This is a genomic window from Aeromonas sp. s6, from assembly GCF_040907815.1.
GTDB lineage: Bacteria > Pseudomonadota > Gammaproteobacteria > Enterobacterales > Aeromonadaceae > Aeromonas > Aeromonas caviae.
This window is the reverse complement of the sequence record NZ_JBFOCN010000062.1, coordinates 16,226-43,210: the sequence shown is the minus strand read 5'-3', so window position 1 is coordinate 43,210 and position 26,985 is coordinate 16,226. Positions and strand designations below refer to the sequence as shown.

The window sequence follows — 26,985 nt, the reverse complement described above, 5'->3', positions numbered from 1 at the left end:
TACTTCATTGCTATCGTGTTTTTGTTATTCACTTTCCGTGCCAGCTCGTCCAGGGTGCATCAGGCGGCCCTTTGCGGCCTGTGGTGCCCTGATCCTCCCTCAAATTTGCCTCAATTAGGCGCAGTTGCACCAAAACGGTTGGCCACGGGAGCGCTCAGGCGGGCAAAGCCTGCAGCAGTTGCCGCGCCAGCTCCCCCAGGCTCAGGTGACGGCTCATGGCGGTGCTGCGCATCAGGCGATAGGCCTCGTCCTCGTCCAGCCCCTGATGGCGCATCAGGCGTCCCTTGGCCTGCTCGATGAGCCGCCTATCCTCCAGCTTCTGGCGCAGCTCGCTCTCGGTCTGCATCAGGGCCTGCACCATGGCGAGCTGACTGCGGGCCAGACGCAGCCACTGCTCCACCGGCTCACGCTCGCCGCAAGGGTGGGGCACCAGCAACACCCCCTGCTGCAACAGGGCGAGCTGGGTATCGCCCCCCAGCCGCTCGCAGAACAAGAGCCGCGGCATGTCGGGCCAAAGGGAGAGGCCAAGGCGTACCTCGGCGCTGAACTGGCGACAACTGACGAGCAGGGCATCCCCCCTCTGCGTCGGAGTCAGCAACTGGCGGGTATCGAGGATCCCGGGCTGATGGCCGTAGTGACTGACCAGCAGGGCCAGGCGGTTCGCCTGGCCCGGGTCATCGGCGTGGATCAACAGCCGGGAAGCGGGGCCGTCCTGGCCCCGGGTGGAAAAAGTGGTCATGGCGCTCCTTGCCGGCGACGATCGCGTTCTGTCTGGCGAAAATGCCGCAACATGAAGGCCAACTCTTTGAATCTACCTCCTTTTTATCTATCAGGAGGTAGTGGGGGTAGAGGGAAAATCGCCCCTCAGGCGACCCGTTCCAGGGCCTCCGTCAGCAGCCCCTGCAGCTCGGCGCGCAGCCGCACCACCTCCCCCATGATGATCAGCACCGGGCTCTGGCCCAGCAGGGCACGGGCGGCCTGCTCCAGGCCATCGAGCGTGGCCTCGTGCACCTGCTGGCGGGGGCTGCAGCCAGCCACCACCAGGGCCACCGGCAGCGCGCCCGGGGCCCCCGCCCTCAACATCCCTTCCCGAATGCGGGCCGCCCGCTCCAGCCCCATGTAGAACACCAAAGTGTGGCCCGCCCGGGTCAGCCCCTGCCAGCCCTGATAGTCGCGCTCGTCCATCAGGTGCCCCGTCACCAGGGTCAGGGAGCGGGCCAGCCCCCTGTGGGTCAGGGGAATGAAGCTGCTGGCGGCGCACCCCAGGGCCGCCGTGATCCCCGGCACCAGCTCGGCCTCGATGCCGTGCCGGGCCAGGTGCAGCGCCTCCTCGCCGCCGCGCCCGAACACCAGGGGATCCCCTCCCTTGAGGCGCACCACCCGCTTGCCCGTGCGGGCCAGGGCCAGCAGCAGGGCGTTGATCTCCTCCTGGGTCGGGCTCGGCTCACCGCAGCGCTTGCCCACGTCGAAGCGGGCCGCCCCGTGGGGAATGCGGGCCAGGATCTCGCTCCCCACCAGGCGGTCATAGACCACGACCTCTGCCGCCTCCAGACGGTGCAGGGCGCGCAGGGTCAACAATTCGAGGGGCCCGGGGCCCGCTCCCACCAGACTGATTTGGCTCATCTCAGACTCCTTGTGTCCTGGCACCGCACTAAGCGGATGCTAGGAAAACATGTTTGATCAACAGCTTGTCGATTTCGGGCAGACAGGTGCCGCAGTTGCTGCCACAGCCGAGCAGGGCCTGCAGCCCCGCCAGCTCGCTCACTCCCTGCCGGGTGATGGCATCGACGATGCGCTGCTCCGAGACCCGCAGGCAGGAGCAGACCAGCCGGCTCTCCCCGGCAAGGGCCTGACTCAGGGTCTGGCTCAGGGCCCCCGCCTGGAGCGGCGTGCCGAGCAGACTGGCCAGCAGGTCGACCTTGATGTCCGGGCGCCGCGCCCCCACCAGCAGGATCCCCTCGATACGATCTCCGGCCAGGGCCACGGCCAGCCACCCCTCCTTCATGGGCAGCCTGAGCCAGTGCCCCTCGGCCCCCAGCCGTTGCCACAGGCTCTCTGTGCTCTCTGACCAGGAGGCCAGCAGGGTGCAGTTCCCCTCGGGCAGGGGACGCCTGGCCCACCAGTCCACCGGCTCGCGCCACTCACCCCGGCCACACCAGAGCCCTTGCCAGCGGGTGGGCTGCGCCCTGGCCTGCACCCGCCCCTGTTTGAACATGGGCTGGCCGGAAAGGGGATCCACCACGGGGGCGATGAGGCGGTTGACCGCCCCCTGGCTGCACTGGCTGTCGGTCCAGTGCATGGGCAGGAAGGCCTCCCCCTCCCTGAGCCCCTCATCCAGCCCCACCAGCAGCAGCGCCTCCCCAAGCCCGTTGCAAAGGCGCACCAGATCCCCCTCCTTCACGCCAAGCGCCAGCAGGCTGGCGGCCCCCATTCGCACCCTGGGCCAGGGCTCGGCCTCCTGCAACCGGGGCACGTGGCCGGTGCGGGTCATGGTGTGCCACTGATCCCGCAGGCGGCCACTGTTGAGGAGCAGGGAGACAGCCCCTGCAAGCGGGGGCGTTTCTGGCTGCTCGGGGAAGCGCTGGGCCAGGGGCAGCAGGCGGGCCCGGCCATCCGGGGTGGCAAAGCGTCCGTCCTCAAACAGGCGATCCCGCCCACGGGGCCAGTCGGCGTTGACGGGCCAGCGCAGGGGAGAAAGGGCCTCGAATTCGGCACGGGTGAGACCCGCCAGTCCGGAGATGTCGAACTGGCGGGATCCGTCGTTCTCAAACCCGGAGAGGGCGGCATGCTCGCAGAAGATCTCGTGCTCGTGCTCATAGGCGAACCCCTCGCCAAAGCCGAGCCGACGGGCGAGCCGGGTCAGGGCCCACCAGTCGGGCCTGGCCTCCCCCGGCAGGGGCAGGAAGGCGCGCTGGCGGCTGATGGTGCGCTCGGAGTTGGTGACGGTCCCGCTCTTCTCTCCCCAGGCGGCGGCAGGCAACAGCAGGTGGGCGAGGCGCGCCGTGTCGGTGTTGGCCGTCACCTCGGAGACCACCAGCAGCTCGCAGCGGCTCAGGGCCTCGCGCACCCGGTTGCCGTCCGGCAGGGAGACCGCCGGGTTGGTGCCGAGCACCCAGAGCGCGCGGATCTCCCCCCGGTGCACCGCCTCGAACAGCTCGACCGCCTTGTGCCCCGGCCCGCGCACCATGGTCGGGCTTCCCCAGAAGCGCTGTACCCGATCGCACTCGGCCTCGCCAAAGCCCATGTGGGCGGCGAGCTGGGTCGCGAGCCCTCCCACCTCACGCCCTCCCATGGCGTTGGGTTGCCCCGTCATGGAGAAGGGAGCCGCCCCCGGCTTGCCGATGCGACCGCACATCAGGTGGGCGTTGATGATGGCGTTGGCCTTGTCCACCCCCTGGTTGGACTGGTTGATCCCCTGGCAGAACAGGGTGACGGTCTTGGGGGTGCGGGCAAAGAGCTGGTAGAAACCGAGCAGATCGCTGCGGGAGAGGCCGCAGCTGCGGGCCACCTCGTCCAACTGCCAGGCCGGATCGTCCAGCGCGCCCGCAAGTTCCTCGAAACCGCTCACGTGCTGCGCCACATAGGCCTTGTCCCAGCCATCGACATCGAGCAGGTAGCGGCACAGGCCGTTCCAGAGCGTCACGTCGCTGCCGGGTTTGAGTGCCAGATGCAGATCCCCCTGCTCCGCCGTCATGGTGCGGCGGGGATCCAGCACCACCAGCCTGAGCTCGGGGCGCCGCGCCCTGGCCTGCTGCAGGCGGCGAAACAGCACGGGATGGGTCCAGGCGGTGTTGGCACCGGTGAGCACCACCAGATCGGCGAGCTCGAGATCCTCGTAACAGGCGGGCACCAGATCCTCCCCGAAGGCGCGCTGGTGGGCCACCACCGCCGACGACATGCAGAGCCGGGAGTTGGTGTCCACGTTGGCACTGCCGAGGTACCCCTTCATCAGCTTGTTGGCGACGTAGTAATCCTCGGTGGTGAGCTGGCCCGACAGATAGATGCCGATGGCATCCGGCCCGGACTCGGCCAGGATAGCGGCAAAACGCTCCGCCAGGGTGTCCAGGGCCTCCTCCCAGCCGATGCGCTGCCCCATCCAGCGCGGATAGAGCAGGCGATCGGGAAAGGCCAGGCTCTCCAGCAGGCTGGCCCCCTTGACGCACAGGGCGCCGCCGTTGGCCGGATGCTGCTCATCCCCCTGCAACTGCCAGTTGTCACCCTCCCGGCTCAGCCGGATGCCGCACCCCACTCCGCAATAGGCACAGGTGGTCTTCATTCCCTTGCTCCTTGTCATGTGTCTGACGAGGGGCCCATAAAAAAAGCGTCCGCCCCCCCTGCGGGGACGGACGCCTTTGTCCGGATGCCTCATCGTCTTGTATGGGGAAGTGACTGCAAACCCCGCGCCAGGATGCAAGGGGCGCCGCCATTGCGCATCAGGATGTCGGGCTGCGCCGCCACGGTGCAGCCGCCCCCTTGTTGGGCCCGCCTTGCGGGAATCCGCCCCGCACGCTGGGCAAGGGACCCACCGGGGGTATAATGCGCTACCACACAGGAGAGAGAGATGAAAGTGTCAGATGAAGGCGCCGCCGGGCAGCACTGGGCAGATGCCCGGGAGGGTGGGGACTATTGCGCCATCGGGCTGGTCAATCCCAAATCCCCGGAGAACGTGGGCGCCGTGATGCGGGCCGCCGGCTGCTACGGGGCGGACGAAGTCTACTACACGGGGCAGCGCTTCGAGCTGGCGAGGCGTTTTGTCACCGACACCAAGCAGATGGTGGAGAAGATCCCCCTGCTCGGGGTCGAGGAGCTGCTGGACTTCGTGCCCGAGGGCTGCACCCCTGTGCTGGTGGATCTTATCGAGGGGGCCACGCCCCTGCCGGATTACGTGCACCCCGAGAGAGCCTTCTACATCTTCGGCCCGGAGGATGGCACCCTGGAACCCGCCCGCTTCGCGGCGGTGAAGGAGGTCATCTATGTGCCGACTCAGGGTTGCATGAACCTGGCCGCCTCGGTCAACGTCATCCTCTATGACCGGTTGGCCAAGACGCTCAGAGCCAAAGACTAAGGGCGGGGCAAGAGGGGCCCGATGACGGCATCAGGCCCGACAGCTAGGGCTGTGGCTTGTTCGCCCGCACCACCTGCTCCCTGAGAAAGTCCTGGTAGTAGTCGTAGAGCTTGTTCTGCCGATAGATCTCCGCCAGCTTGCCCTGCCTTATCAGGGTACGCATGCCGGGATCCCAGAGCCCGTGCAACTGCCTGCCCTTCGGGGTATCGGCGAAGATGGGGTAGGTCGGGATCCAGCGCAGGAATACCTGTATCAGCTCGGGGGGAAGGGAGCCTTCGGGGTAGAGGGCGCCGTCGGTCAGGTAGTAGCGGTAACGCCCCTTGATCAGCAATTGCAGTGCCATCTCGTGGCTGTCTATCTCGAACCAGCGCATCGGCTCCGGGATGAACTTGTCAAAGGCCCACCCCCTCAGCCAGAGCACCTCCTGCTCCTTGAGGCTGTGCTCCCCTGCCCAGTGCGGCAGCCAGCGCTTTTGCATCACCACGCTCACGTAGTCCGCCGAGTCGGGGTAGTCGGGTTGATGAACCCCGGGCACTTCTCCCCGATAGACCCCCATCGCCATGTCCCCCTCCTTTTGCGACACCACCGCCAGTGCCCGTTTGTAAGGCACCATGTGAAGCTTCACCTCGTGCCCCAGGGGTTCATAGATGGCTCGAACCACATCCAGATAGACCCCCTTGCCGTCCCGGTGACAGAAGCCGGGCCAGTCGTCGCAATAGACGTGTATGGTGTCTGCCCGCACGAACGAGGTGATCAGCAGGCAACAGAACAGAAAAAGACGAACCATGAATATCCTCAGTGATATGGCACTCGGCAGATGCTCACCGCCGGACGGCCCGTTCAGGCATACAGATAGCATAGAAAAACAGAGTCCCGGCCGACATTTTCCCCATTTTGCGAGCGGGTCGAGGGTTATTGTCGCCCCACAGCGTATCATGGCAAACAAGATTCATTAGTAGCCCAACTTGAGGGGAGATTCTCATGCCAACCATCAAATCCCTGCTCTGCCCCGTCGATTTCTCCGAGATGTCCAGAGCGGTACTCGACTACGCCGTCTTCATGGCCAACACCCACCAGGCCGAGCTCAAACTGGTCCACGTGGTGGATCAGCTGCACGGCTTCGACAGCTACAAGATCCTGCACATGACGGCCATCGAGATCACCCACGAGATGGAACGCCAGGCCAAGAGTCAGCTCAAGGAACTGGTCGCCTGCCTGCCGATTCCGGCCAAATTCGAGGTCCGTTTTGGCCGCGCCGCCGATGAAATTGTCCTCCAGGCGAAGGAAGACAAGGTGGATCTCGTGGTCATGGGCAGCCATGGCCGCTCCGGCATCACCCACCTGCTGGTGGGCAGCGTGGCGGAATCCGTGGTGCGCCACGCTCCCTGCCCTGTGCTGGTGGTCCGCAAATAATCCCCGCCTGATGCGCCAAGGCCAGCATATGCTGGCCTTTTTGCTGTTGATTGCCATGAGATGCTCATCGCAGCACACTCGCGGGCAGGCTCTCAGCCATGGGCATAGATGACGCTCCCTCCCTTGATGGTGTCGATAATGGCCCTGGACTGCTCCCTTGGCAGGGCCGGGCATCCCCAGCTGCGCCCCAGCTTGTCAAACTTCTGCAGATGCCTGGGGCTGGCGTAGTCCGCCCCGTGCACCACGATGGCGCGCTTGCGGGCATTGCTGTTCTTGCCGGGACTGAGGCCGTCGAGACGCAGGGAGTAACCGTGCTTGCCCTGATAGGTCTCGGCGGTGCGGTAGACCCCCAGGGAACTTTGCCGGGAATTCATCTGATTGGAGAACTGGCGGGCGGCCAGCTCCCCCGAATTGCGGCCGTGGCTGACCCAGGTGTGGTAGAGCAGCTTGTGGCGCTTGACGTCGATGACGAACAGCCGGCGCATGGTCGAGGGTTTGCTGTAGTCGATGATGGTGAGAATGGGTTTTCGCTTGTGGCGCACGCTCTGGTAACCGTCCAGGGCCTTGCGAAACACGCGGCTGTCGAGCTTGCCAGCCAGGCCGAGCTGACGATAGAGATCCTGGTCCCAGCTGGCGTGGCTGGCACCGCTGAAACAGAGCGCCCCCAGCAGCAGTGGCAGGCTCAGCCAGAGGCTGCCCCACCACGCACTCCTATCCTGTCCCTTCATCCTTGAAGTTGCTCCCCTTGCTGTCGGTGGCCTGATGCCCCGGGTGACACCGCATCCTGCTGGATAGTTATATGCAAGCCATTGATTGCGAGCAATAAAAAAGCACAAAAATGCCGACCTGAGTCGGCATTGTCCTGCTTGCTGAGCGTGCCTGGATCAGGCACGGCTGAGATAATCCGCCTGCCCCACCCACTTGTAGCTGGTGAGTTCGGTCAGCCCCATGGGGCCACGGGCGTGAAGCATCTGGGTCGAGACCGCCACCTCGGCCCCGAGGCCAAACTGGCCGCCGTCGGTGAAGCGGGTGGAGGCGTTGACATAGACCGCCGCCGAACCGGCCCCGTTGACGAAACGCTCGGCATTGGCGAGGGAGTTGGTCAGGATGGCATCGGAGTGGCCGGCGTTGTGCTCGCGCATATGGGCCAGCGCCTCGTTGACGTCCGCCACCACCTTGACCCCCAGGGTCAGCCCCAGCCACTCGGTGTCGAAATCTTCCGGCCCCGCGTCGCACAGGTTGTCACTGCCAGCCAGCAGCGCCATGGCATTGGGCGCCCCCACCAAGGTCACCTTGCGCTCGTTCATCAGAGCCACCAGTTGCGGCAGCAAGGTGGCCGCCACCTTCTCGTGTACCAGCAGGGTATCGAGGGCGTTGCAGGCGGAGGGGCGCTGCACCTTGGCGTTCTCGATGACCGCCAGGGAACGCGCCAGATCGGCGCTCTCGTCCACGAAGATATGGCTGATACCGAACCCGCCGATGATGACGGGGATGGAGCTGTTCTCCTTGCACATCTTGTGAAGACCCGCGCCGCCGCGGGGGATGATCATATCCACGTAGCGGTCGAGGCGCAGCAACTCGGCCACCAGCGCCCTGTCCGGATTGTCGATGTACTGCACCGCCGCCTCGGGCAGGCCGGACGCCGCCAGGGCATGCTGGATCACCCGCACCAGCTCCAGGTTGGAGTGGAAGGTCTCGCGACCACCGCGCAGAATGCTGGCGTTGCCGGTCTTGAGGCAGAGGCTGGCGATGTCGATGGTGACATTGGGGCGCGCCTCGTAGATGACGCCGATGACCCCGATGGGCACCCGGCGACGGGAGAGGCGCAGGCCATTCTCCAGCACCCGGCTGTCGATTTCGGCCCCGACCGGATCGTCCAGGGTGATCACCTTGCGCACATCCGCCACGATGCCGGCAAGGCGCGCCGGGTTGAGCAGCAGGCGATCCAGCATGGCTTCCGTGAGCCCCGCCTCGCGCCCGGCGGCAATGTCTTTCTCGTTGGCCGCCAGGATCTGGGCACTGCGTGCTTCCAGTTCATCGGCGATGGCCGCCAGCGCCCGGTTCTTCTGTGCCGTGCTGACGGTGGCCAGTTGATAGGCGGCTTCACGGGCCGCCTGCCCCATTTTCTCCAGACTCATCACAGTTCCCTTTTGTTCATGCGGTGCCGCCCTGTTCAGAGCAGCACCATGTCATCACGGTGGATGGCCACGGCCCCATAGCCGTAACCCAATACCTGTTCAATCTGATCCGAGTGGACACCCCGCAGCCGATCCAGCTCCAGATGGTCGTAACGGCAGATACCGCGAGCCAGCTCGCTCCCCTTGGGATCCAGGATACGCACCACGTCGCCACGCACGAAATCTCCCTTCACCGCGACGATGCCCTTGGGCAGCAGGCTGGAGCCCTTCTCCTGCATGGCGGCCACGGCCCCCTGATCCACCTGCACTTCACCGTGAGGGGGGGGCCCTGCCAGGATCCAGCTCTTGCGCCCTTCCAGCGGAGATGCCAGGGCCGGGAACAGGGTCCCCACCCGCTCCCCGGCGGCGAGGCGGCCGATCACTTCCGGGATCTGGCCGGTGGCGATCACCACGTCCACCCCGGCGCGGCGTGCCACGTCGGCGGCCTGCAGCTTGGTGGCCATGCCACCGGTGCCAAGGCCGCTCACGCTGTCACCGGCAAGGGAGCGCAGGGTGTCATCTATGGTCTGCACCTCTTCGATGAGCTGGGCATCCGGGTTGGTGCGCGGGTCGGCGGTGAAGAGCCCCTTCTGATCCGTGAGCAGGATCAGCAAGTCCGCATCCGCCAGGATGGCCGCACGGGCGGAGAGGTTGTCGTTGTCCCCCACCTTGATCTCGGCGGTGGCCACTGCGTCGTTCTCGTTGATGACGGGGATGATGCGGTGATCGAGCAGAGTGCGCAGGGTGTCGCGGGCATTGAGGTAGCGCTCCCTGTCTTCCAGGTCGGCGCGGGTCAGCAGCATCTGGCCGATGTGCAGCCCGTAGAGGTTGAACAGGTCCTGCCATACCCGGATGAGCTGGGTCTGACCCACCGCCGCCAACATCTGTTTGTTCGGCAGGGTAGGCGCCAGCGGAGGGTGGCCCAGATGCTCACGACCGGCGGCGATGGCCCCCGACGTGACCAGCACGACACGGTGCCCGTGTCGATGCAAGGCGGCACATTGTCTGACCAGCTCGACCATGTGGGCACGGTTGAGGCGGGCAGATCCCCCGGTGAGCACGCTGGTGCCCAGTTTGACGACTATGGTTCTGTTTTCCATGGGAACGAAGGGTTAGAAGAGTAAGGAATCCCTTTATACCCACGGCCCCCCTGCCCTGCAAGGCAATTAAGCCTCGCCAGGCAGTTGCGGGCTCGGTGACAAAGCATCGGGGTACCCCGCACCGGGAAGATGCGGGTGTTGGGGATCAGGCTGCCGTCACGCTCAGTTCGGCGGTCACCTGCTTCGCGGGGGAGAGGGTGCACTCCAGCTGGGTCAACTTGCCGCTGATGAGCTTGTAGAAATGTTGCAGGGTGCGTTCCACTTCCGCCTGATGCTTCTTGGGCAGCGCCTTGTCGATCCACTCCCCGTCCGCGTTGTAGAACCCCGTCTGATAGTGGTAGCTGAAGCTGTGATCCGCCTGCTCCAGCACCAGCCACCAGCCCCAGAACTCCCGCTTGTCCGGGGCAGGCTTGGCGCTGACGCAGACGGACAGGCAGTCAAAGCGGTAGCGGCCCTCCTCGCACAGGTCTTCACGCAAATAGGTGCCAATGGCCGCGAACTGCCGCAGCAATCGCTTGTAAGTCACTCTTTCTGACATGCTAACCTCCCTGTTGAACAAGCCATACCATCACATGGTGATGTTACATTTTTAGTTTTATATCATGTACATAAGTGCTTTTTGAGCCAGTCTACCGTCTCTTTCAGTGCCTCGTCATAGACCTCGAGCAGTGGCTGCTTGTCAAACACCACCGCCTTGCCGTTGCGACTCGCAGCGGCCAATGCCCGGACATCCTGCTCGGGACAAATAAAATCTTTCTTGTGCCCGATACTCAATATCGGCACGGAAGTGCGACTCCCCAGCAATCCCTGGGTCTTGAGGGAGAAGACCTGACACTTGGTGCGCAGCAGATCCCACTGGGCCGCGTCCGCCCCCAGCCGGTTCGCCAGCCCGTCGCGCATCATGCGCGGGCAGCGGGCGAACATCTCCTGATTGGTGAACACCTGGTTGATGCCGGCACCGATGCAGACCACGGTCCGAAGCTTGAATGGCTCGACGAAGGCGAGACGGGCCGCCACATTGCCGGCGAGGCGGAACCCCACCATGGCGATGCGCTGGTGATCGACCCAGGCCACCTCCGAGAGGTAGTTGAGCACCGCCTGGTGCAGGCGGCTGGTGTCCTGCACCAGGGGCCAGTGCTCGGCATAGCCGGTGCCCGGCATGTCCAGGGAGAGCATCCCGATGCCGTGGGGCTCGAGACACTTGAAATAGAAGTTGAGGAAGTCCACCTGAAGCGAATCGATGCCACCGCTGACGATGACCAGGGGCACAGGTTTCTCGGTGGTGGGCAGATGCAGGTAGCCCTGAATGGTCTTGCCCCGAAACGGGACCTGCAACTCCTTGAGGGGCACCTTGAACAGGCGTCCGGCCTCGCGATAGGCCATGTTGCCGAGCAACTGGGCCTGATCCGCCAGCTCGTCGTGCTTGAGGTGGGGGTAGCTTGCGATGGAGTAGTAGCGCACTGCCTTGAGCAGGCTCTTCAGCGCCGCGGCGCGATCCCCTTCCCCCAGCAGCGTCCGCCCCGTATTGAAATAACGGCCGGCAAGCTGGCTCCACTCATAGACCCAGTTGCCGGGTACATAGCCCTTGATGGTGTCCAGATAGCGTTCGTGACTGCGCTCCCCCTGCCCCATGGCGATGTGCGCCAGGGTCTGCTCCACCTCGACGGGATCGGCCCCCTGCCAGGCCCAGGTCGGTCTGCGCAGCAGGCGATACCAGCGGGGCGACAGGGCGCCATCGATGAAGCTGTCAGACAGTGCGCTGTCTTGCTCGTCGACGGGGCTCGAGTTGGAGACTTCGGAAGTTTCCAATACCTTTTTGACCCGGGTAAACAGCTTTTCCGTCAGATTGGTATCGTCGTTTGGTTCCAAAATGGTGGCTCTTCTGTCTCAAACAATGTCCCATCTTAACCACTTTTCACATCGAGCAGCCACACCAGAAACGCATTGAGCCCCAAAAGGGGCTCAATGTGGTCAACCTTGCATCACGACGGATCAGTCCGCTCCCGAATGCCGGGGAGTCACTGGTCGCGACCGGTGCGGCGATTACGCTTCGTCGCAGATCGGCTTGGCGAACTCCAGCGCCATGTCCCAGGGCTGTTCAATCCAGGTGTCCTGCGGAATGGCGACTTCGAAGTCATCCACCAGGGGTTCGCCCATGGGCTTGGCGAAGATGGTGATGAACTTGGCTCTGGGGTAGAGCTCGCGGATCGCCTTGGCGGTGCCGCCGGTGTCCACCAGATCGTCCACCACCAGCCAGCCTTCGCCGTCACCTGCGGTGGTGGCAGCCTTCACCACCACCAGCTCGCGCTGGTTGTCGTGGTCATAGCTGGAGATGCAGAGGGTTTCGACATTGCGAATGCCAAGTTCGCGGGCCATCAGGGCCGCAGGCACCAGACCACCGCGGCTGACGGCGATGATCCCTTTCCACTGGCTGACAGGCAGTTGACGACGGGCCAGACGGCGCGCTTCGCGTTGCAGGTTATCCCACGATACATAGAACTTTTTTGGCATGCTATCGATCTCAACGAGTTATAAAGCAATCACTTATGAGGCGAAACCCGGCAAAGAGACGGGTTCAGGTCAATTCTGGCACCCCGTTTCCCGAATTTTGCTTGCACTTTTTCGGCCTCGGGGCTAACGCCTCGGCGGCAAAAACGGATGCAATGCGAACAGGGATGGGGTGTAGCTGGTGGCCATGTCGGGTGGACTCCCGAGCTCGGGCCGGCTGTTGGGCCGGTATGATAGCACTCTTTATGGATAAATTGAGCGGCAAACGTATGCGAAAAACAGGAAATGTCCGCCATCTCCCGCTCTGTTGCCCTTTTGGGAGGGCTCCGGCGACACCGACAGGTTGGCCGTTTGACACACATTCCATGACATTCGGGCAAAAAAATAGCAGGGGGAGGAGAGGATCCTCACACACCTGCTGCTGTTACCTGTGACGCCTGCGAGCCTTAACGGCGGGTGGCGTAGGGATTCGGGTAGTTGAAGCCCTGGGTATAGAGAGATTGGGCAAACCAATAGGTTGAATTGCTGCCTGACATCATAAACTCCTGATTGCTTAACAAGTTACGTACCTTAATGCGGGTTCACATCCTTGAACTGACACTCGGTTCCATGGAGGCGCACTTGCTTTGCTTCGGTTCCCTGGAGGCATTGATTGTCATCCTGACAAGTGGGCTGGCCACGGCGGCTAATTTACCACCCGGCGCCAAAAAGACAATATTTTTGTGACCAGCATCACATAATTGATGATGTGCTGACACGAATAAGGCAGGCAGTGAAGTTCGCCATCCATGCTCCCTTTCCCAGCACAAGCAGAGCGTCATTTGCGCTGATCGCTCACATTTTTGCGTGATTGACTGTATTATCGTTATCCTCTTCCCCGGCCCGCAGAGTGGGGCCCGACATTTTCCATGCTGGTAAGGAGTCCCGACGTGGCACAGCTCAGTTCTCTGTCTCCCAAGTTGATTTGGCAATTCTTCGAGCAGATCTGCTCCATCCCCCACCCCTCCAAGCACGAAGCCCAGCTGAGCGCCTGGATCGTGGCGTGGGCCCAGGGAGAAGGCCTGGCGGTCAAGCAAGATGCCGTCGGCAACATCATCATCAAGAAACCGGCCACGCCGGGGATGGAAAACCGCAAGGCCGTGGTGCTGCAAGCCCACATCGACATGGTGCCCCAGGCCAACGCCGACACCCAGCACGACTTCACCACCGATCCCATCGATGCCTACATCGATGGCGAATGGGTCACCGCCCGTGGTACCACCCTGGGTGCCGACAACGGCATGGGCATGGCGGGTTGCCTGGCCGTGCTGGCCGACAAGACCATCAAGCACGGCCCGCTGGAAGTGCTGCTGACCACCGACGAAGAGACCGGCATGACCGGCGCCTTCGGTCTGGAAGCGGGCTGGCTGGAGGGCGAGATCCTGCTCAATACCGACTCCGAAGAGGATGGCGAGGTCTACATGGGCTGCGCCGGCGGGGTGGATGCCAATATCCGCTTCCCCCTGGAGCGGGTCGCTGCCACCGAGGGTGAAGGTTTCGAGCTGCAGGTCAAGGGCCTGCGCGGCGGCCACTCCGGGGTCGACATCCATCGCGGCCGCGGCAACGCCAACAAGCTGCTGGTCCGTCTGCTCAAGGCCGCCGAACCGCTGGGGGTGCGCCTTGGCGATCTCAGCGGCGGCACCCTGCGCAACGCCATCCCCCGCGAGGCCCGCGCCAGCCTGCTGGTGCCCGCCGCCAGCGTGGCTGACTTCAAGGCCCTGGTGGACCGCTACGCCGGCATCTATCAGAGCGAGCTGGCCGCCACCGAGGCCAACCTCACCGTGCTGCTCACCGCCCGGGAGAAACCGGCCCAGCTCATGAGCGAGTCCCTGCAAAGCCGCCTGCTGGATGCCCTGATGGCCTGCCCGAACGGGGTGATGCGCATGAGCGACGCCATCCCGGGCGTGACCGAGACCTCCACCAACCTGGGTGTCATCAAGACACTCGAGGGGGAAGTCTATGTGCAGTGCCTGATCCGCTCCCTCATCGATTCCGGTCGCGAGAACATCGAGCAGATGACCCGCTCCCTGTTCACCCTGGCCGGCGCCAGCTGCGAGTTCACCGGCGCCTACCCGGGTTGGGCCCCGAACGTTGACTCACCGGTCATGGCGCTGGTGCGAAGCAGCTACCAGACCCTGTTTGGCGAGATGCCGAACGTCATGGTGATCCACGCAGGCCTCGAGTGCGGTCTGTTCAAGAGCGCCTACCCGGACTGGGACATGGTCTCCTTCGGCCCGACCATCCGTGGCGCCCACGCACCGGGGGAGAAGGTACACATCCCGGCGGTCGAGCGTTTCTGGCAACTGCTGGTTCACGTGCTGGAACATATCCCGGCCAAGTAAGCCAGCTCACGACCATATCGATGCCCCGCCCAGTGCGGGGCATCTTTTTTGTACTCCCTCCTCGGCCACCTCTCTCACATCCCCGATTCCACGCGCGGCCCTGGCTTGAAATCGTATCCATGAACAGGTCTGCATTTGAAAACCCTTTCCATGATTTATGTAAATTTACAACACAAAAAGTTGATCCAGCTCACATATGCCCCTAGGATCAGAACGTGACCAAGGTCACACAACCCATGAACCACAGAGAAACGAGGTCATCATATGTTCGAGAATCTGGCAGTGCTGTTCCACCTGAAGGGTGCAACCAGCAAGAAAGGTGCTGAAGAGAAAGACACTTATGCGCCTGCAACCCGCAATTACTACTTCCGTTATGGCGCCTGATATCGCCTGTCCGGATGTTGAAATTGGCAACGTAATAAAACTACAAAACAACTCAGCAATCCACACAACAGCCACCCCCATCGGGGCGCTGTCCTGCCCGGGCCAGAATTCCCACGGCCAAACCTGAACTCCAACCATGAAGATGGGGCCCGCAGGCCCCATTTTTTTATCCCGTTTCCGCCTCTATTGCGCCTCCTCGGTGCCACCTTGCAGCGATGCCGGTCGCGACGCGGCGGGCGCCGGCATCATATCGCCTTTCCCAACGGCACCGCCTCCTGCACGGGCAAGGGGAAATGGCAGGCCACCTGATGCCCCTGCCCGCCGCACGCCTCAAGGGCGGGCGAGCGGGTGCGGCACAGATCCGTTGCATGGGGGCAGCGCTGGTGAAAATGGCAGCCACTCGGCGGCGAGATGGGGGACGGTACATCCCCCGTCAGCAGGATGCGCTGGCTGCGCCGCCGCGGATCCGGCACCGGAATGGCGGAGATGAGGGCCTGGGTATAGGGATGGCGCGGTGCCAGGTAGAGAGCCTGGGCCTCGGCCAGCTCGACGATCCGGCCCAGATACATCACCGCAATCCTGTCCGAGATGTGCTTGACCACCGACAGGTCATGGGCGATGAAAATGATGGCGAGGTTCATCTCCCGCTGCAGATTGAGCAGCAGGTTCACGATCTGGGACTGCACCGACACGTCGAGCGCCGACACCGCCTCGTCACACACCAGCAGCTTGGGCTTGAGGGCGATGGCGCGAGCGATGCCGATGCGCTGGCGCTGGCCGCCAGAGAACTCATGGGGGTAGCGATCCACCGCGCTGCCGGGCAAGCCGACTTTCTCCAGCAGCTCCTGCACCCATGTCCGGCGCTGTTCGGCGTTGCCCTTACCGTGGATGATGAAAGGCTCCTCCAGGATCTGCCCAACCGTGTGGCGGCTGTTGAGGGATTCTGCGGGATCCTGGAACACGATCTGCATCTCCTGACGCAGGGATCGCATCTCCTTGGGCGAGAGGTGGGTGATGTCACGCCCCTCGAAGGTGATGGAGCCGGCGCTCGGCTCGAACAGCTTGAGCAACGAACGCCCCAGGGTGGACTTGCCGCATCCCGACTCCCCCACCAGGCCAAGGGTCTCCCCCTGCCTGAGATCAAAGCTGATGCCATCCACCGCGTAGACGGTGTATTGCTTGCGCAAGAAACCGCCACCCATCTTGAAATGCTGCTTTAAATTGCTTACCGACAACAAGCTGGTCATGACTTCCATCTCCGACGATTCATGGCAGCAGACGACCTGGTCGCCTTCCCGCCGCCAGGCTGCCCTGCGACACCCCGTCCCCGCACCAGACCGTTCATAGGCTTACCTCCTTCCAGTGGTGGCAGGCCACCCCGTGGCGTTCGCTCAACTGCTCGGTCACCGGTATCGTCTCCACGCAAAGGGGCGTGGCATGGGGGCAGCGGTTGGAGAAACGGCACCCCGCCGGCATCTCGTGCAGGGCGGGCACCTGACCCTTGATGGTCTTGAGCAGGCTCTTTGGCACATCTTCCAGACGCGGGATCGAGGCCATCAGACCATGAGTATAGGGATGGCGCGGGTGGTCAAACAGTTCATAGATATCGGCCCGCTCCACCGCACGCCCGGCATACATCACCACCACCTCGTCGCACAGCTCCGCCACCACCCCGAGATCGTGGGTGATGAAGATGATGGCCATGCCGGTCTGGGCTTGCAGCGCCTTCATCAGATCCAGGATCTGGGCCTGGATGGTCACATCGAGCGCCGTGGTCGGCTCGTCGCAGATGAGCAGGGCCGGTTCGCAGGCCAGCGCCATGGCGATCATCACCCGCTGGCGCATGCCGCCGGAGAGATTGTGGGGATAAGCCGCGAAACGCTGGGCAGGCTCGGGGATCCCCACCTTCTTCAACATGGCGATGGCGGCGTCACGGCGCTGGGCCTTGCTGTAATCGGGGCGGTGGAGGCGAAACACCTCCATCAGCTGATCGCCGACCGTCTGCACCGGGTTGAGGGCCGTCATGGGCTCCTGAAAGATCATGGAGATACGGTTGCCACGCACCTTGTACATCTGCTCCGGCGGCAGATTGAGCAGCTCCTCCCCCTGAAAGCGGATGGAGCCCGCCACCACCTGACCGTGGGGCCTTGGCAGCAACCCCATGATGGCCAGCGAGGTGACGCTCTTGCCGCAGCCGGACTCGCCGACTATCCCCAGGGTTTTGCCCGGGGCGACCTGGAAGCTGACCCCGTCGAGCACCTTGATCTTGCCGTCGTCGACGGCGAACTCCACCTCGAGATCCCGCACCTCGAGGATGGGGGACAGAGACTGCCCCTCATGATCTCTGGTGCCGGGGGCGGTGGCCTGTGTGTTGGGCATGACTGCTGCTCCCTTCTGGGCCACATCAATGATGTGCATAGGTCTTGTCGATCAGGGTGATGGGGGCCAGCGACTTGCCGTCAGCCTTGGCCTTCTGGGTCTCCTCCTTCACCTTGGGATCGATCCAGAGCAGGCCGCCACTGCTGTGGGGGTAGCCATCCATGGGCCAGTAGAGCAGATCCGGGGTGTTGCGGGTGGCGGGCACCTCCGGCAGCATCACATAGCGCCAGCTGCTGGCTCGCACGTAGTTGAGCTGAACGCCGGGCACGAAGATGGCGAGATCATAGATGCGCTGCTGGATCTGGTGGGAAAGCGCGGCCCGCTTGTCCATGTCGAACTCGACGTTGTAGGCGTCGATCAGGCTGTCGAGCTCTTTGTCAGCCACGTTGAACAGGTTGTTGGTCTGGGGCTTGTTGGCGTTGTCGGAGTGGAAGGACTCCCAGTATTGCGGATAGAGACCGCCGCCCCCCCAGCCAAGCCAGGCCGCCTCGTGTTTCTTCTCCAGCATCACCTTGAAGCCGGTGGCGCCATCCACCAGATTGAGCTCCAGATCCAGGCCCGCCTTCTTGGCCTCTTCCTTGAGCACGGTCAGCCGCTTGGAGTGCTCCTGGCTGGTGTAGGTGAGGGCCAGGGTGAGCCGCTCTCCCTTGTCGTTTTGCAGGATGCCGTCCGGCCCCTGTTTGCCGTAACCGCCCTTGGCGAAGTACTCCCGTGCCTTGGCGATGTCGTAGGCCCGCTCCGGCAGCGCGATGTCGGTGAAGGCCCCGAAGCCAGAGCCGAAGGTGGTAGCACGGTCATAGTCGCCGTGCAGCACCGTCTCTATCATCTTGTCGATGTTGAAGGCGTGCTGGATGCCGAGCCGCACGTTGAGATCCGCCAGCTTGGGATTGGCCACGTTGAGGTGAACCCCCTGCCCCCCCTGCTTGGTGTCGGTCATGGCCATCACCTTCTGCACGTATCCCTGCTTGTACTCCGGGGTGACCGCTTTCTCATGCCACCAGTTGGGCAGGATCATCTCGAAGGTGTCCAGCTCCCCCTTGAGGAAGTGGCGGAACGCGATGTTGTGGTCGCGGATCACCTGCACCTTGATGGTGTCGAGGTTGAACCTGTGCTGGTTGTAGCGATCGTCTTTTGCCCACCACTCCTTCTGCTTGCTGAAGGTGACGGACTTGCCCTTCTTCACGTCGCTCATCACGTAGGGGCCCGTGGTGGGTACCACGGCCCAGTTGTACTGCTTCACCCAGTTCGGGCCCATCTTGTAGTAGTGCTTGGGCTGGGGCCACAGTTCGGTGGTGTTGAGGAGATCGAGCTTGGCCTTGCGGCTGCCCGCCTTGACCAGGATGGTGTGGTCGTCAATCTTCTCCACCGCCACCACCTCGGTGGTGTAGTAGTTGTTGAACCAGGGGCCCTTGATGTCCTTGGAGCGCATCATCTCGTAGCCGAAGGTGTAGTCATCGGCGGTGACCGGCTTGCCGTCGGACCACTTGGCGCGCGGGTCGAGCCTGAAATAGACGGTCTGGCTGTCCGGCGCGATGGCCCAGGCATTCGCCAGGGCCGGAATGGGGTTGCCCGTGTTGGGATGGAAGCTGATGAGCCTCATCTGGTTGTCGAGGATGAAGGAACGGAACGAGCCGTTGGAATCCGGCCCCACTGTGCGAAACGTCAGCGGGAAGCTGTCGACGAAGAGATTGAGGTTGCCGCCGGGCAGCGCCTTGGGAGAGGCGAACACGGGGTCGGTGTCGTTGGTCTCCCACGTCAGATCCGCGGGCAGGCTGGCCGCCCACACCCAGGATCCGTTCAACAGCAGAAAGAAAGCACCTGTCCATTTGATTTTATTGTTCATGTTTGACTTCCTGGTCATACCCCTGCACTGGGGGCGTCTTCATTAAGGGTCTTGTCGATGTGCCCTGGCAAGGCGCCACCGCTCACTGATAACGGGTAAATTTGCGCGGATCGAACGCCTCCCGGATGGCCTCCCCGATGAAGGAGACCATGATGAGCACCAGACTCACCGCCGCCACCACCGAACTCACGATCCAGATGGCGTCGAGGTTGTTGATCCCCTGGGAGAGCAGCTCCCCCCAGCTCGGGGTCGGCGGCGCCAGGCCAAAGCCCAGGTAGTCCAGCGCCGTCAGGGTGGAGATGTTGCCCACCACGGCAAACGGGGCCAGGGTGACGATCATCATCAGGGTATTGGGCAGAATATGGTTGAAGATGATGCGCCGGGTGCTCGCCCCCTGGGCCCGCGCCGCCATCACGTAGTCCCGCGCCCGCTCCTTGTAGGTGAGGGTGCGCATGTACCAGGTGATCCCCATCCAGCCGAACAGCACGTTGATGCCGACGAACAGGCCGAAGTTCGGCTTGGCCAGGGAGACCAGGATCATGATGACGTAGAGGAAGGGCACCTGGGACCAGATCTCGATGAAACGCTGCATCAGGAGATCGAACCGACCGCCGAGGAACCCCATCATGCAGCCGATGCTGACCCCGATGACATAGCTCGCCACCAGCGCGATGAAGGCAAAGCCGATGGCGATGCGAAAGCCGTAGACCAGCCGTGCCAATACATCGCGACCGCTGGTGTCGGTGCCGAGGAAGTGGCGCTCCGCCAGGCTCGGGGCATAGGGCGGATAGGCTTCCTCCTTGAAGTCCTGCTCATAGGGGTTCCAGGGGACCAGGGGCAGCAACACCCAATCCCCCTTATCTTCCTTCGCAAATTGGCTCTTGAGCTGGCGGTAGTTGGTCTCGTACTCGTAGTCGAGCCCGAAGTGCTGGCCCGGGATCACGTCCCCATAGGTGGGGAAATAGAGCTCCCCCTGATAGCTCACCGCCAGGGCCCGGCTGTTGACCAGCAGTTCCGCCAGCAGAGAGATGACCACCAGGACCGAAAAGATGACAAAGGAGTAGTAGCCGCGCTTTATCGACTTGAAGCGCTTGAGTTTTTTCAGAGTTACCGGATTCAGGTTCATGCTCACTCTCCAAACCGCACGCGGGGATCGACCAGGGCAACGCAGATGTCGGAGACAATGTTGCCCACCAGCATCAGCATGGAGGTGATGGCCAGAATGCCCATGACGGTGGGGTAATCCCGCTCGACGATGGCCTCGTAACCGAGCAGGCCGATGCCGTCGATGTTGAAGATGGTCTCGATGAGGAAGGAGCCCCCGAAGAAGACGGTGAGCACCGACCCTAAGTGACTCGCGATGGGGATCAGGCTGTTGCGCATGGCGTGATCGGTCACCGCCTTGCGAAACGGCAACCCCTTGGCCACGGCGGTGCGCACATAATCCGCCGACAGGTTCTCCATCAGGCTGTTCTTCATGGTCATGGTGAGGATGGCGAAATCCCCGATGGCGTAGGCGATGAGCGGCAGCAGGGCGTGGGCGAAGACGGTGCGGATCTGATCCCAGCTGCTCTCCATCCCGTCAAACTCGTCCCCCGGGAAGCCCCCCATGGGCAACCACTCCAGATGGAACGCAAAGACGGTGATGAGGAAGATCCCCACCACGTAGGCGGGCAGCGCATAGGCCATGTAAATGAGCATGGAGCTCAAGGAATCGAAGCGGCTGTTGTGCCTGAGCGCCTTGGCCACCCCGAGCGGGATGGAGACGGCATAACTCAGCAGAAAGGTGGCGAGCCCGAAGAAGGCGGTCACCGGCAACCTCTCCTTGATGAGATCCCACACCGGCTCGTAATAGCGGGTCGACTCCCCGAGATCCAGCACCGCCAGCTTCTGCAACCAGTCCCAGTAGGCGACCAGCATAGGCTTGTCGAGACCGTAGAACGCCTTGAGCTCTTCAATCTGTTCGTCGGAGAGTGCCTGCGCCCCCTTGCTGCCACTGGAGCGGCCGGACTCGTTTTGCGAGACCTGCGCCTGCAGCAGCATGCGCTCGACCGGGCCGCCCGGCACGAAGCGGGTGATGGTGAAGACGAGCAGGGTGATACCGAGAAACGTCGGGATGATCAAAAGCATCCGACGTAGGAAATACGACAGCATGGTGGAACCTCGTCCTTGTTGTTCTTTTATGGCCAGTCACATCCGGTGACGGGCCTATCCTTACCTGGCATTACTCACTGAATTGACTGGCATTGGCAGACAATCCGGCTCGGTCACTGTAAAAGCTCTGCAACAAAAATCAAGTAGAACCCTGTCTGCGACCAGGAATGTCCCCCCGCAGCATATCCCGCGGATGATTTTTTCCAAAAAACCCAACTTCAATATAAAAAACTGCTACGCCTACCCGTCCAACTCGATTTTAATTATTAAAAAATTAATTACACAGGTGTTTTAATCCATGCAAAGCAAAGCAAAATCAACAAGTTAATGACAAGCCGGACTGCTTTCTTATTTACCTATAAAAGAAGAGGGATAGCCGCCCCCACCCTCCGTTCCCCGGAAAACGCTCTCGCCACAAAAGCAGATGAAAATACTGCAAAAAACCGTTTTCTCGATATCGACACCGGAGTGACAAGCGACTTATCGATAAGTTCAAAAATAATCAATAAAATTGTAAAAATCGAAATTAACAACATCTTTACATAAGTTGACGCGGCATTTACGGAATAAAACGCCAAAATATTCCATCAAGTGCATATTCCCATCTAATTCCCTCTGCTGCCCCCATCCCCGCCGCTCCATTTGACGTCAATCATCAAACCTTGATAAGCCTTACGCACCGCTCCAACGAGGGCGGTATGGAAGCAAACAAAAAACAATCAGGAAGGATACTAGCGATGCTTAGGAAAAGCAGACTCTCTGCTGCCGTCGCGTTTGCCTTGGCGAGCGCGGCAGTAGTGGCTACCCCTGTCCTGGCCGAAGAGGGCCAGAACGTCGAAAAACTGCAAAAAATCAAGGTCACCGGCTCGCGGATCTCCCGTGTCGATGTGGAAGGCGCCACCCCGGTCGTCTCCGTGACCAAGGCGAAAATCGAGCAATCCGGTCAGCAGACCGTCGCCGATTACCTCAAGCAAGCCTCCTACAACTCCTTTGGCGGTGTCTCCCCTGCCTCCGGCAGCTCCTTCCAGTCCCAATCCACCGTCGGCCTGCGCGGCCTGGGTTCCGAGCGTACCCTGGTTCTGCTGAACGGCAAGCGGGTAGCGGGTTCCCCCACCATGGGCGGCACCTCCATCAACCTCAACACCATCCCCATGGCCGCCGTTGAGCGGGTCGAGGTCAACCTGGACGGCGGCTCCGCCATCTACGGTTCCGACGCCATTGGTGGCGTGATCAACGTGGTGCTCAAAGAGGGCTACGAAGGGCTGGACTTCCAGGGCCGCATTGGCTCCCCGAGCGAAGAGGGCGGCGACGAGAAGAGCGGCTCCATCGTGGCAGGGGTGGCCGGCGAGAAGGGCTCCCTGATGGCGGTCTACGAGCACGACAAGAAGGACGTCATCTACAGCCGGGATCGCGATTATCTCTCCAAACAGGGCAACGATGCCCCCAGCGCCTATGGCCGCAACGTGGAAGGGATCACCGGCCTCGATGCAAACGGGGATCCCATCTGGAAATACGGCCCCCTGGCCGGCGCCACCAATGCCGACGGCACCTGTAAGTCCCCCTTCGTCGGGTTCGAGGACGGCTGTAACTTCAACTACGGCCAGGTGGCTGCCACCACGGCCTCCCGCAGCCGCGACACCCTGTACGTGAACGGTCGCTATCACATCAACGACAACGTCGACTTCGTGCCGCAGCTCATCGGCTCCCGGGTCGAGAGTTTCGGCCGCTTCGCCCCTGCCGCCGGCGCCTTCACCATCGATCCGGCCAACCCGAAGAACGCCCAGTTCTTCGCCGACAACGGCCTGGATGCCGCCGCCACCCAGGGGCTGGGTGAAGCTGCCTATGCCTACTACCGCTTCAACAACGTCGGCCCCCGCGACAACTTGGTCACCGACATGACCGGCAGCATGAACCTGGGCTTCGAGGGTACCATCACCACTGAAAGCGTCGGCGACATGCAGTGGAACGCCGGCTACATGTACTCCAAGACCGACAACAAGGAGAACGGCACCGGTTACGTACTGAAGTCCGCCGCCCAGCAGGCGGTCGCCGACGGCAAGTTCGTCGGTGGCGAGTTCGACGCCTCCACCACGGCCTCCATGGCCGCCGACACCAGCCGCCGCTCCACCATGGACTTCTACCAGTGGTACGCCGGTGTCCAGTGGGACATGGGTGAACTGCCGGCCGGTCCGGTCAGCTGGTATGCCGGTGCCGAGTACAACGACTGGGTCTATGCCGACAAATACGACGCCCAGTCCGAAGCCGGCAACATCATCGGCTCCTCCGGCAACTCCTCCGGTGGCGTGCGTGACGTGACTGCCGCCTACATCGAGTCCCTGGTGCCCATCACCGAGCAGATCGAGCTGAACGTGGCCGGTCGCTTCGACAAGTACAGCGACTTCGGCAGCGCCTTCTCCCCCAAGGCGAGCCTGCGTTACCAGCCGCTGGACAACCTGATGCTGCGCACCTCCTGGTCCCGTTCGTTCCGCGCCCCCAGCCTGAGCGACCTCTACTCGGCTGACTCCTACTCCGCCGACTGGGCCAAGGACTATGTCTACTGCGAGGCCAACGGCATCTCCGCTGCCGACTGCCCGAACCGCCAGTACGACACCACCCGTACCTCCAACGAGGAGCTGAAGGAAGAGACCGCGGACACCTGGAACTTCGGGGTGGCCTACAGCCCGGTGGATGACCTGAACCTCTCCCTGGACTACTACACCATCAAGATCGAGGACGTGATCCAGCTGAACTCCCTGCAGTCCGTCATCTATGACGAGCTGAACAGCGGCGGCTCCAGCTACATCACCCGCAACAGCCAGGGCAAGATCAGCGGCGCCATCGCGCCCATGGTCAACCTGGGCACCCTCAAGACCTCGGGTCTTGATCTGAAGGTGGACTACAAGTACGACCTGAACTACGCCACCATCCGCTACGACCTGGGCGGTACCTACATCCTCGAGTACGAGGAAGGTCTGTACGCCGGTGGCCCCGTCATCGACAAGATCGGCCAGAACGGTCTGCCCCAGATGCGCTTCAGCTCCGGTGTGGGTATCAACGTTCCCCAATGGTGGAACATGGATACCTACCTGAGTGCGAATTACATCGACTCCCAGAGCCAGGACTACATCGCCAATACCGGTGAGGAAGTGGGCCACATCGCGTCCCAGACCACCTGGAACCTGAACGTCGGTGTGGAAGCGCCCTGGAACGGCAAGATCCAGGTCGGGGTGAAGAACATGTTCAACTCGGGCCCGTCCCTCGAGAGCGATGGCTTCACCTATAACGAAGATCTCTACAGCATCGACGGTCGCATCTACTACCTCGACTACAGCCAGAAGTTCTAATTCACCTGCAGATGACAAGCCGGCCCGTTCGGGCCGGCTTTGCCCAAGGTCCCAAGGAAGTTACGGAGATAGGGTAATCCTATGAAGACAAGGACAATTACAATGAAGAAAGCGCTCCTCGGCAGCCTGATTTCGGCTGCCTTGCTGACCAGCTTCAATCTGAGTGCCGCCACCGCCGGTCAGGCCGTGGACGCTCAAGCCGCCACCGACAATGCATCCAAAGTTTCCCAGCAGAAGATCGACAGCTACGCCGAGTCTGCCGAGTCTGCCCTGGCCCAGTACAAGGCCGCCCTGCGCCAGGTGGACAGCCTGCGCGCCTACAACGAGCAAGTGGGCAAGATGGTCGACTCCCAGAGCGCCGAACTCGCCTCCATGCAAAAGCAGATCGCCCAGATCGACCAGACCAGCACCGAAGTGGTGCCCTTGATGCTCAAGATGATCGACTCCCTCGAGCAGTTCGTCTCCCTGGATCTGCCGTTCCAGAAGGTGGAGCGTGAGGACCGCGTGGCGGCCCTGACCGATCTCATGAACCGGGCCGACGTCACCATCTCCGAGAAGTACCGCAAGATCCTCGAGGCCTACCAGATCGAGGAGGGCTTCAGCCGCACCATCGAAGCCTACAAGGCGAGCCTGGACAAGGATGGGGACGAGAAGACCTACGAGTTCCTGCGCGTCGGCCGCATCGCCCTGCTCTACCAATCCCCGGATGGCAACGAGACCGGCATGTGGAACAAGCAGACCCGCCAGTGGGAAGAGTTGCCCCAGGAGTATCGCAGTGCAGTGGAACAGGGCCTTCGCATCGCCAAGAAGCAGGCGCCTCCCGCCCTCATCAAGCTGCCGGTTCAAACTGCGGAGAAAGCATCATGAAAGGAATCAAACTTGCCATCGCCTCGCTGATCGCGGGCGCTACCCTGGTCACCCTGCCGGTGACCGCCGCCGAGAAACCGGTGGATCTGAACGCCCTGCTCAATCAGGTCAAGGCTGCCAGCACCAGCGAATCCCAGCTCAACAAGGAGCGGGAAGCCCGCTTCCTGGCTGACAAGAACGAACAAGGGGCCCTGCTCGCCAAGGCCAAGGCGGATCTCGCCGCCGAAGTCGCCAGGGGCGAAAAGCTCAAGGCCACCTTCGATGCCAACGACAAGCAGCTCACCGAGCTGACCGAAACCCTGCGCCAGCGCTCCGGCAACATGGGCGAGATGTTTGGCGTGCTGCGCCAGTTCGCCGGTGAATTCAAGGGGATCTTCAATGCCTCCGCCCGCCGGGTCGAACATCCCGAGCAGACTGCCCTGCTGACTCGCCTGGCCGAGAGCAAGGAACTGCCCTCCAGCGATGACCTGACCGCCTTCTGGACCACCACCCTCAGCCGCATGGTCGACGGTGGCAAGGTGAGCCAGATCCCGGCCACCGTGGTCTACGGCGAGGGCAACCAGGCCCAGAAGACCGTGACCCAGATCGGCGAGTTCAACACCGTCTCCGAAGGCAAGTACCTCACCTTCGTGCCGGAGACCGGCAAGTTCGAACAACTCTCCCGCCAGCCCGAGAACGCGGTGCTGGAACCGGTCGCCAAGTTTGAACAGGGTGGCGGCAGCGTCGAACCCATCTTCATCGACCCGTCCCGCGGCGTGATCCTCTCCCTGCTGGTGCAATCGCCGACCCTCAAGGAGCGCATCGATCAGGGTGGCTCCGTGGGTTACGTGATCCTGGCGCTGGGTGTCATCGGTACCCTGCTGGCCCTGTTCTGCGGTGCCCGTCTCTCCCTCATCGGCGGCGCCATGCGCAAGCAACTGAAATCCGAGCAGATCATCAAGGGCAACCCCATCGGCGAGATGCTGGGAGCCTACCAGGATCACCGGGGTGACAACATCGAGGATCTGGAATCCAAGCTCGACGAGATCATCCTGCGCAACGTGCCCAAGCTGGAGAAGGGCATCAGCCTCATCAAGCTGATCGCCTCTGTCGCCCCGCTGCTGGGCCTGCTGGGTACCGTGGTCGGGATGATTGCCACCTTCCAGGCCATCACCCTGTTCGGTACCGGCGATCCCAAGCTGATGGCGGGGGGTATCTCCGAGGCCCTGGTGACCACCATGCAGGGTCTGGTCGTGGCCGTGCCCATGCTGTTCCTCTACACCATCGTGCAGACCCAGAGCCGCCGTCTGATCCAGGTACTGGAAGAGCAGAGCGCCGGTTTCGTTGCCCGTTATCAGGAACGTCTGCACGCCGCCAAAGCCGCAGCCTAA

General features: G+C 62.5%; 21 protein-coding genes. 6 read left to right on the top strand and 15 right to left on the bottom strand.

Going from position 1 to position 26,985, the window contains the following annotated elements:
- Positions 1–154: 154 nt before the first annotated feature.
- From AB5Y50_RS10215 to AB5Y50_RS10205, 3 genes are all read right to left on the bottom strand, one after another.
- Positions 155–739 carry an ANTAR domain-containing response regulator gene (locus AB5Y50_RS10215; protein ID WP_010675452.1) on the bottom strand — a complete coding sequence of 195 codons (585 nt, stop codon included), beginning with the start codon at positions 737–739 and terminating at the stop codon, positions 155–157.
- Between the two features lie 125 nt (positions 740–864).
- Positions 865–1,623, bottom strand: a complete 759-nt coding sequence (gene cobA / locus AB5Y50_RS10210) for a uroporphyrinogen-III C-methyltransferase (RefSeq protein WP_010675453.1) — start codon at positions 1,621–1,623, stop codon at positions 865–867.
- Positions 1,624–1,651: 28 nt separating this feature from the next.
- Complete coding sequence (locus tag AB5Y50_RS10205; protein WP_180911411.1) at positions 1,652–4,276, bottom strand: nitrate reductase; 2,625 nt, start codon at positions 4,274–4,276, stop codon at positions 1,652–1,654.
- Positions 4,277–4,561: 285 nt separating this feature from the next.
- On the opposite strand from AB5Y50_RS10205, the gene AB5Y50_RS10200 reads away from it, so the two are divergent.
- Entirely contained in the window at positions 4,562–5,065 is a 504-nt protein-coding gene (locus AB5Y50_RS10200) for an RNA methyltransferase (RefSeq protein WP_180911410.1), read from the top strand.
- Positions 5,066–5,108: 43 nt separating this feature from the next.
- Here the strand turns inward: AB5Y50_RS10200 and AB5Y50_RS10195 are convergent, their stop codons facing one another.
- Positions 5,109–5,852 carry a hypothetical protein gene (locus AB5Y50_RS10195; RefSeq protein ID WP_180911409.1) on the bottom strand — a complete coding sequence of 248 codons (744 nt, stop codon included), beginning with the start codon at positions 5,850–5,852 and terminating at the stop codon, positions 5,109–5,111.
- Positions 5,853–6,046: 194 nt separating this feature from the next.
- Here AB5Y50_RS10195 and AB5Y50_RS10190 point away from each other — a divergent pair, with 194 nt between their 5' ends.
- Positions 6,047–6,478, top strand: a complete 432-nt coding sequence (locus AB5Y50_RS10190) for a universal stress protein (protein ID WP_041212463.1) — start codon at positions 6,047–6,049, stop codon at positions 6,476–6,478.
- Positions 6,479–6,570: 92 nt separating this feature from the next.
- On the opposite strand, the gene AB5Y50_RS10185 is transcribed toward AB5Y50_RS10190, so the two are convergent.
- The 6 genes from AB5Y50_RS10185 to gpt form a co-directional block, all read right to left on the bottom strand.
- Entirely contained in the window at positions 6,571–7,206 is a 636-nt protein-coding gene (locus AB5Y50_RS10185; protein WP_042016892.1) for a murein L,D-transpeptidase catalytic domain family protein, read from the bottom strand.
- 156 nt (positions 7,207–7,362) lie between these two features.
- A complete protein-coding gene (locus AB5Y50_RS10180; RefSeq protein WP_262512438.1) occupies positions 7,363–8,619 on the bottom strand; it encodes a glutamate-5-semialdehyde dehydrogenase in 1,257 nt (418 codons plus the stop codon).
- Positions 8,620–8,651: 32 nt separating this feature from the next.
- Positions 8,652–9,755, bottom strand: a complete 1,104-nt coding sequence (gene proB / locus AB5Y50_RS10175) for a glutamate 5-kinase (RefSeq protein ID WP_010675460.1) — start codon at positions 9,753–9,755, stop codon at positions 8,652–8,654.
- 145 nt (positions 9,756–9,900) lie between these two features.
- The gene (crl, locus tag AB5Y50_RS10170; RefSeq protein WP_368162768.1) at positions 9,901–10,293 is read right to left on the bottom strand and encodes a sigma factor-binding protein Crl; all 393 of its coding nucleotides are present in this window, start codon (positions 10,291–10,293) and stop codon (positions 9,901–9,903) included.
- Between the two features lie 62 nt (positions 10,294–10,355).
- Positions 10,356–11,624 (bottom strand): esterase FrsA, encoded by a 1,269-nt coding sequence (frsA, locus tag AB5Y50_RS10165; protein WP_010675462.1) that lies wholly within the window; start codon positions 11,622–11,624, stop codon positions 10,356–10,358.
- Positions 11,625–11,798: 174 nt separating this feature from the next.
- On the bottom strand, positions 11,799–12,266 hold the full coding sequence (gene gpt, locus AB5Y50_RS10160; protein ID WP_039040347.1) for a xanthine phosphoribosyltransferase: 468 nt from the start codon (positions 12,264–12,266) through the stop codon (positions 11,799–11,801).
- Positions 12,267–13,192: 926 nt separating this feature from the next.
- On the opposite strand from gpt, the gene AB5Y50_RS10155 reads away from it, so the two are divergent.
- Entirely contained in the window at positions 13,193–14,644 is a 1,452-nt protein-coding gene (locus AB5Y50_RS10155; protein ID WP_039040348.1) for an aminoacyl-histidine dipeptidase, read from the top strand.
- Positions 14,645–15,273: 629 nt separating this feature from the next.
- Here AB5Y50_RS10155 and AB5Y50_RS10150 read toward each other — a convergent pair.
- The 5 genes from AB5Y50_RS10150 to AB5Y50_RS10130 all read right to left on the bottom strand — a co-directional run bounded on the left by AB5Y50_RS10150 (position 15,274) and on the right by AB5Y50_RS10130 (position 21,404).
- Positions 15,274–16,275: an ABC transporter ATP-binding protein gene (locus AB5Y50_RS10150; RefSeq protein ID WP_041212969.1), complete on the bottom strand. Its 1,002-nt coding sequence runs from the start codon at positions 16,273–16,275 to the stop codon at positions 15,274–15,276.
- Between the two features lie 94 nt (positions 16,276–16,369).
- Positions 16,370–17,407: an ABC transporter ATP-binding protein gene (locus tag AB5Y50_RS10145; RefSeq protein WP_180911408.1), complete on the bottom strand. Its 1,038-nt coding sequence runs from the start codon at positions 17,405–17,407 to the stop codon at positions 16,370–16,372.
- A gap of 25 nt (positions 17,408–17,432) precedes the next feature.
- Entirely contained in the window at positions 17,433–19,250 is a 1,818-nt protein-coding gene (locus AB5Y50_RS10140; protein WP_180911407.1) for an extracellular solute-binding protein, read from the bottom strand.
- A gap of 82 nt (positions 19,251–19,332) precedes the next feature.
- A complete protein-coding gene (locus tag AB5Y50_RS10135; RefSeq protein WP_041212459.1) occupies positions 19,333–20,376 on the bottom strand; it encodes an ABC transporter permease in 1,044 nt (347 codons plus the stop codon).
- Between the two features lie 2 nt (positions 20,377–20,378).
- A complete protein-coding gene (locus AB5Y50_RS10130) occupies positions 20,379–21,404 on the bottom strand; it encodes an ABC transporter permease subunit (protein WP_010675471.1) in 1,026 nt (341 codons plus the stop codon).
- Between the two features lie 737 nt (positions 21,405–22,141).
- On the opposite strand from AB5Y50_RS10130, the gene AB5Y50_RS10125 reads away from it, so the two are divergent.
- The 3 genes from AB5Y50_RS10125 (at position 22,142) to AB5Y50_RS10115 (ending at position 26,985) form a co-directional block, all read left to right on the top strand.
- A complete protein-coding gene (locus AB5Y50_RS10125) occupies positions 22,142–24,748 on the top strand; it encodes a TonB-dependent receptor plug domain-containing protein (RefSeq protein WP_368162763.1) in 2,607 nt (868 codons plus the stop codon).
- Between the two features lie 102 nt (positions 24,749–24,850).
- A complete protein-coding gene (locus tag AB5Y50_RS10120; RefSeq protein ID WP_161470148.1) occupies positions 24,851–25,615 on the top strand; it encodes a DUF3450 domain-containing protein in 765 nt (254 codons plus the stop codon).
- Complete coding sequence (locus AB5Y50_RS10115) at positions 25,612–26,985, top strand: MotA/TolQ/ExbB proton channel family protein (RefSeq protein WP_010675474.1); 1,374 nt, start codon at positions 25,612–25,614, stop codon at positions 26,983–26,985. The genes AB5Y50_RS10120 and AB5Y50_RS10115 overlap by 4 nt, the downstream gene beginning before the upstream one ends.

Bases quoted from the DNA above. Each gene is read 5' to 3' on its own strand.
- AB5Y50_RS10215 (WP_010675452.1), bottom strand. From the start codon at position 739: ATGACCACTTTTTCCACCCGGGGCCAGGACGGCCCCGCTTCCCGGCTG.
- cobA (WP_010675453.1), bottom strand. From the start codon at position 1,623: ATGAGCCAAATCAGTCTGGTGGGAGCGGGCCCCGGGCCCCTCGAATTG.
- AB5Y50_RS10205 (WP_180911411.1), bottom strand. From the start codon at position 4,276: ATGAAGACCACCTGTGCCTATTGCGGAGTGGGGTGCGGCATCCGGCTG.
- AB5Y50_RS10200 (WP_180911410.1), top strand. From the start codon at position 4,562: ATGAAAGTGTCAGATGAAGGCGCCGCCGGGCAGCACTGGGCAGATGCC.
- AB5Y50_RS10195 (WP_180911409.1), bottom strand. From the start codon at position 5,852: ATGGTTCGTCTTTTTCTGTTCTGTTGCCTGCTGATCACCTCGTTCGTG.
- AB5Y50_RS10190 (WP_041212463.1), top strand. From the start codon at position 6,047: ATGCCAACCATCAAATCCCTGCTCTGCCCCGTCGATTTCTCCGAGATG.
- AB5Y50_RS10185 (WP_042016892.1), bottom strand. From the start codon at position 7,206: ATGAAGGGACAGGATAGGAGTGCGTGGTGGGGCAGCCTCTGGCTGAGC.
- proB (WP_010675460.1), bottom strand. From the start codon at position 9,755: ATGGAAAACAGAACCATAGTCGTCAAACTGGGCACCAGCGTGCTCACC.
- crl (WP_368162768.1), bottom strand. From the start codon at position 10,293: ATGTCAGAAAGAGTGACTTACAAGCGATTGCTGCGGCAGTTCGCGGCC.
- gpt (WP_039040347.1), bottom strand. From the start codon at position 12,266: ATGCCAAAAAAGTTCTATGTATCGTGGGATAACCTGCAACGCGAAGCG.
- AB5Y50_RS10150 (WP_041212969.1), bottom strand. From the start codon at position 16,275: ATGACCAGCTTGTTGTCGGTAAGCAATTTAAAGCAGCATTTCAAGATG.
- AB5Y50_RS10145 (WP_180911408.1), bottom strand. From the start codon at position 17,407: ATGCCCAACACACAGGCCACCGCCCCCGGCACCAGAGATCATGAGGGG.
- AB5Y50_RS10140 (WP_180911407.1), bottom strand. From the start codon at position 19,250: ATGAACAATAAAATCAAATGGACAGGTGCTTTCTTTCTGCTGTTGAAC.
- AB5Y50_RS10135 (WP_041212459.1), bottom strand. From the start codon at position 20,376: ATGAACCTGAATCCGGTAACTCTGAAAAAACTCAAGCGCTTCAAGTCG.
- AB5Y50_RS10130 (WP_010675471.1), bottom strand. From the start codon at position 21,404: ATGCTGTCGTATTTCCTACGTCGGATGCTTTTGATCATCCCGACGTTT.
- AB5Y50_RS10125 (WP_368162763.1), top strand. From the start codon at position 22,142: ATGCTTAGGAAAAGCAGACTCTCTGCTGCCGTCGCGTTTGCCTTGGCG.
- AB5Y50_RS10120 (WP_161470148.1), top strand. From the start codon at position 24,851: ATGAAGAAAGCGCTCCTCGGCAGCCTGATTTCGGCTGCCTTGCTGACC.
- AB5Y50_RS10115 (WP_010675474.1), top strand. From the start codon at position 25,612: ATGAAAGGAATCAAACTTGCCATCGCCTCGCTGATCGCGGGCGCTACC.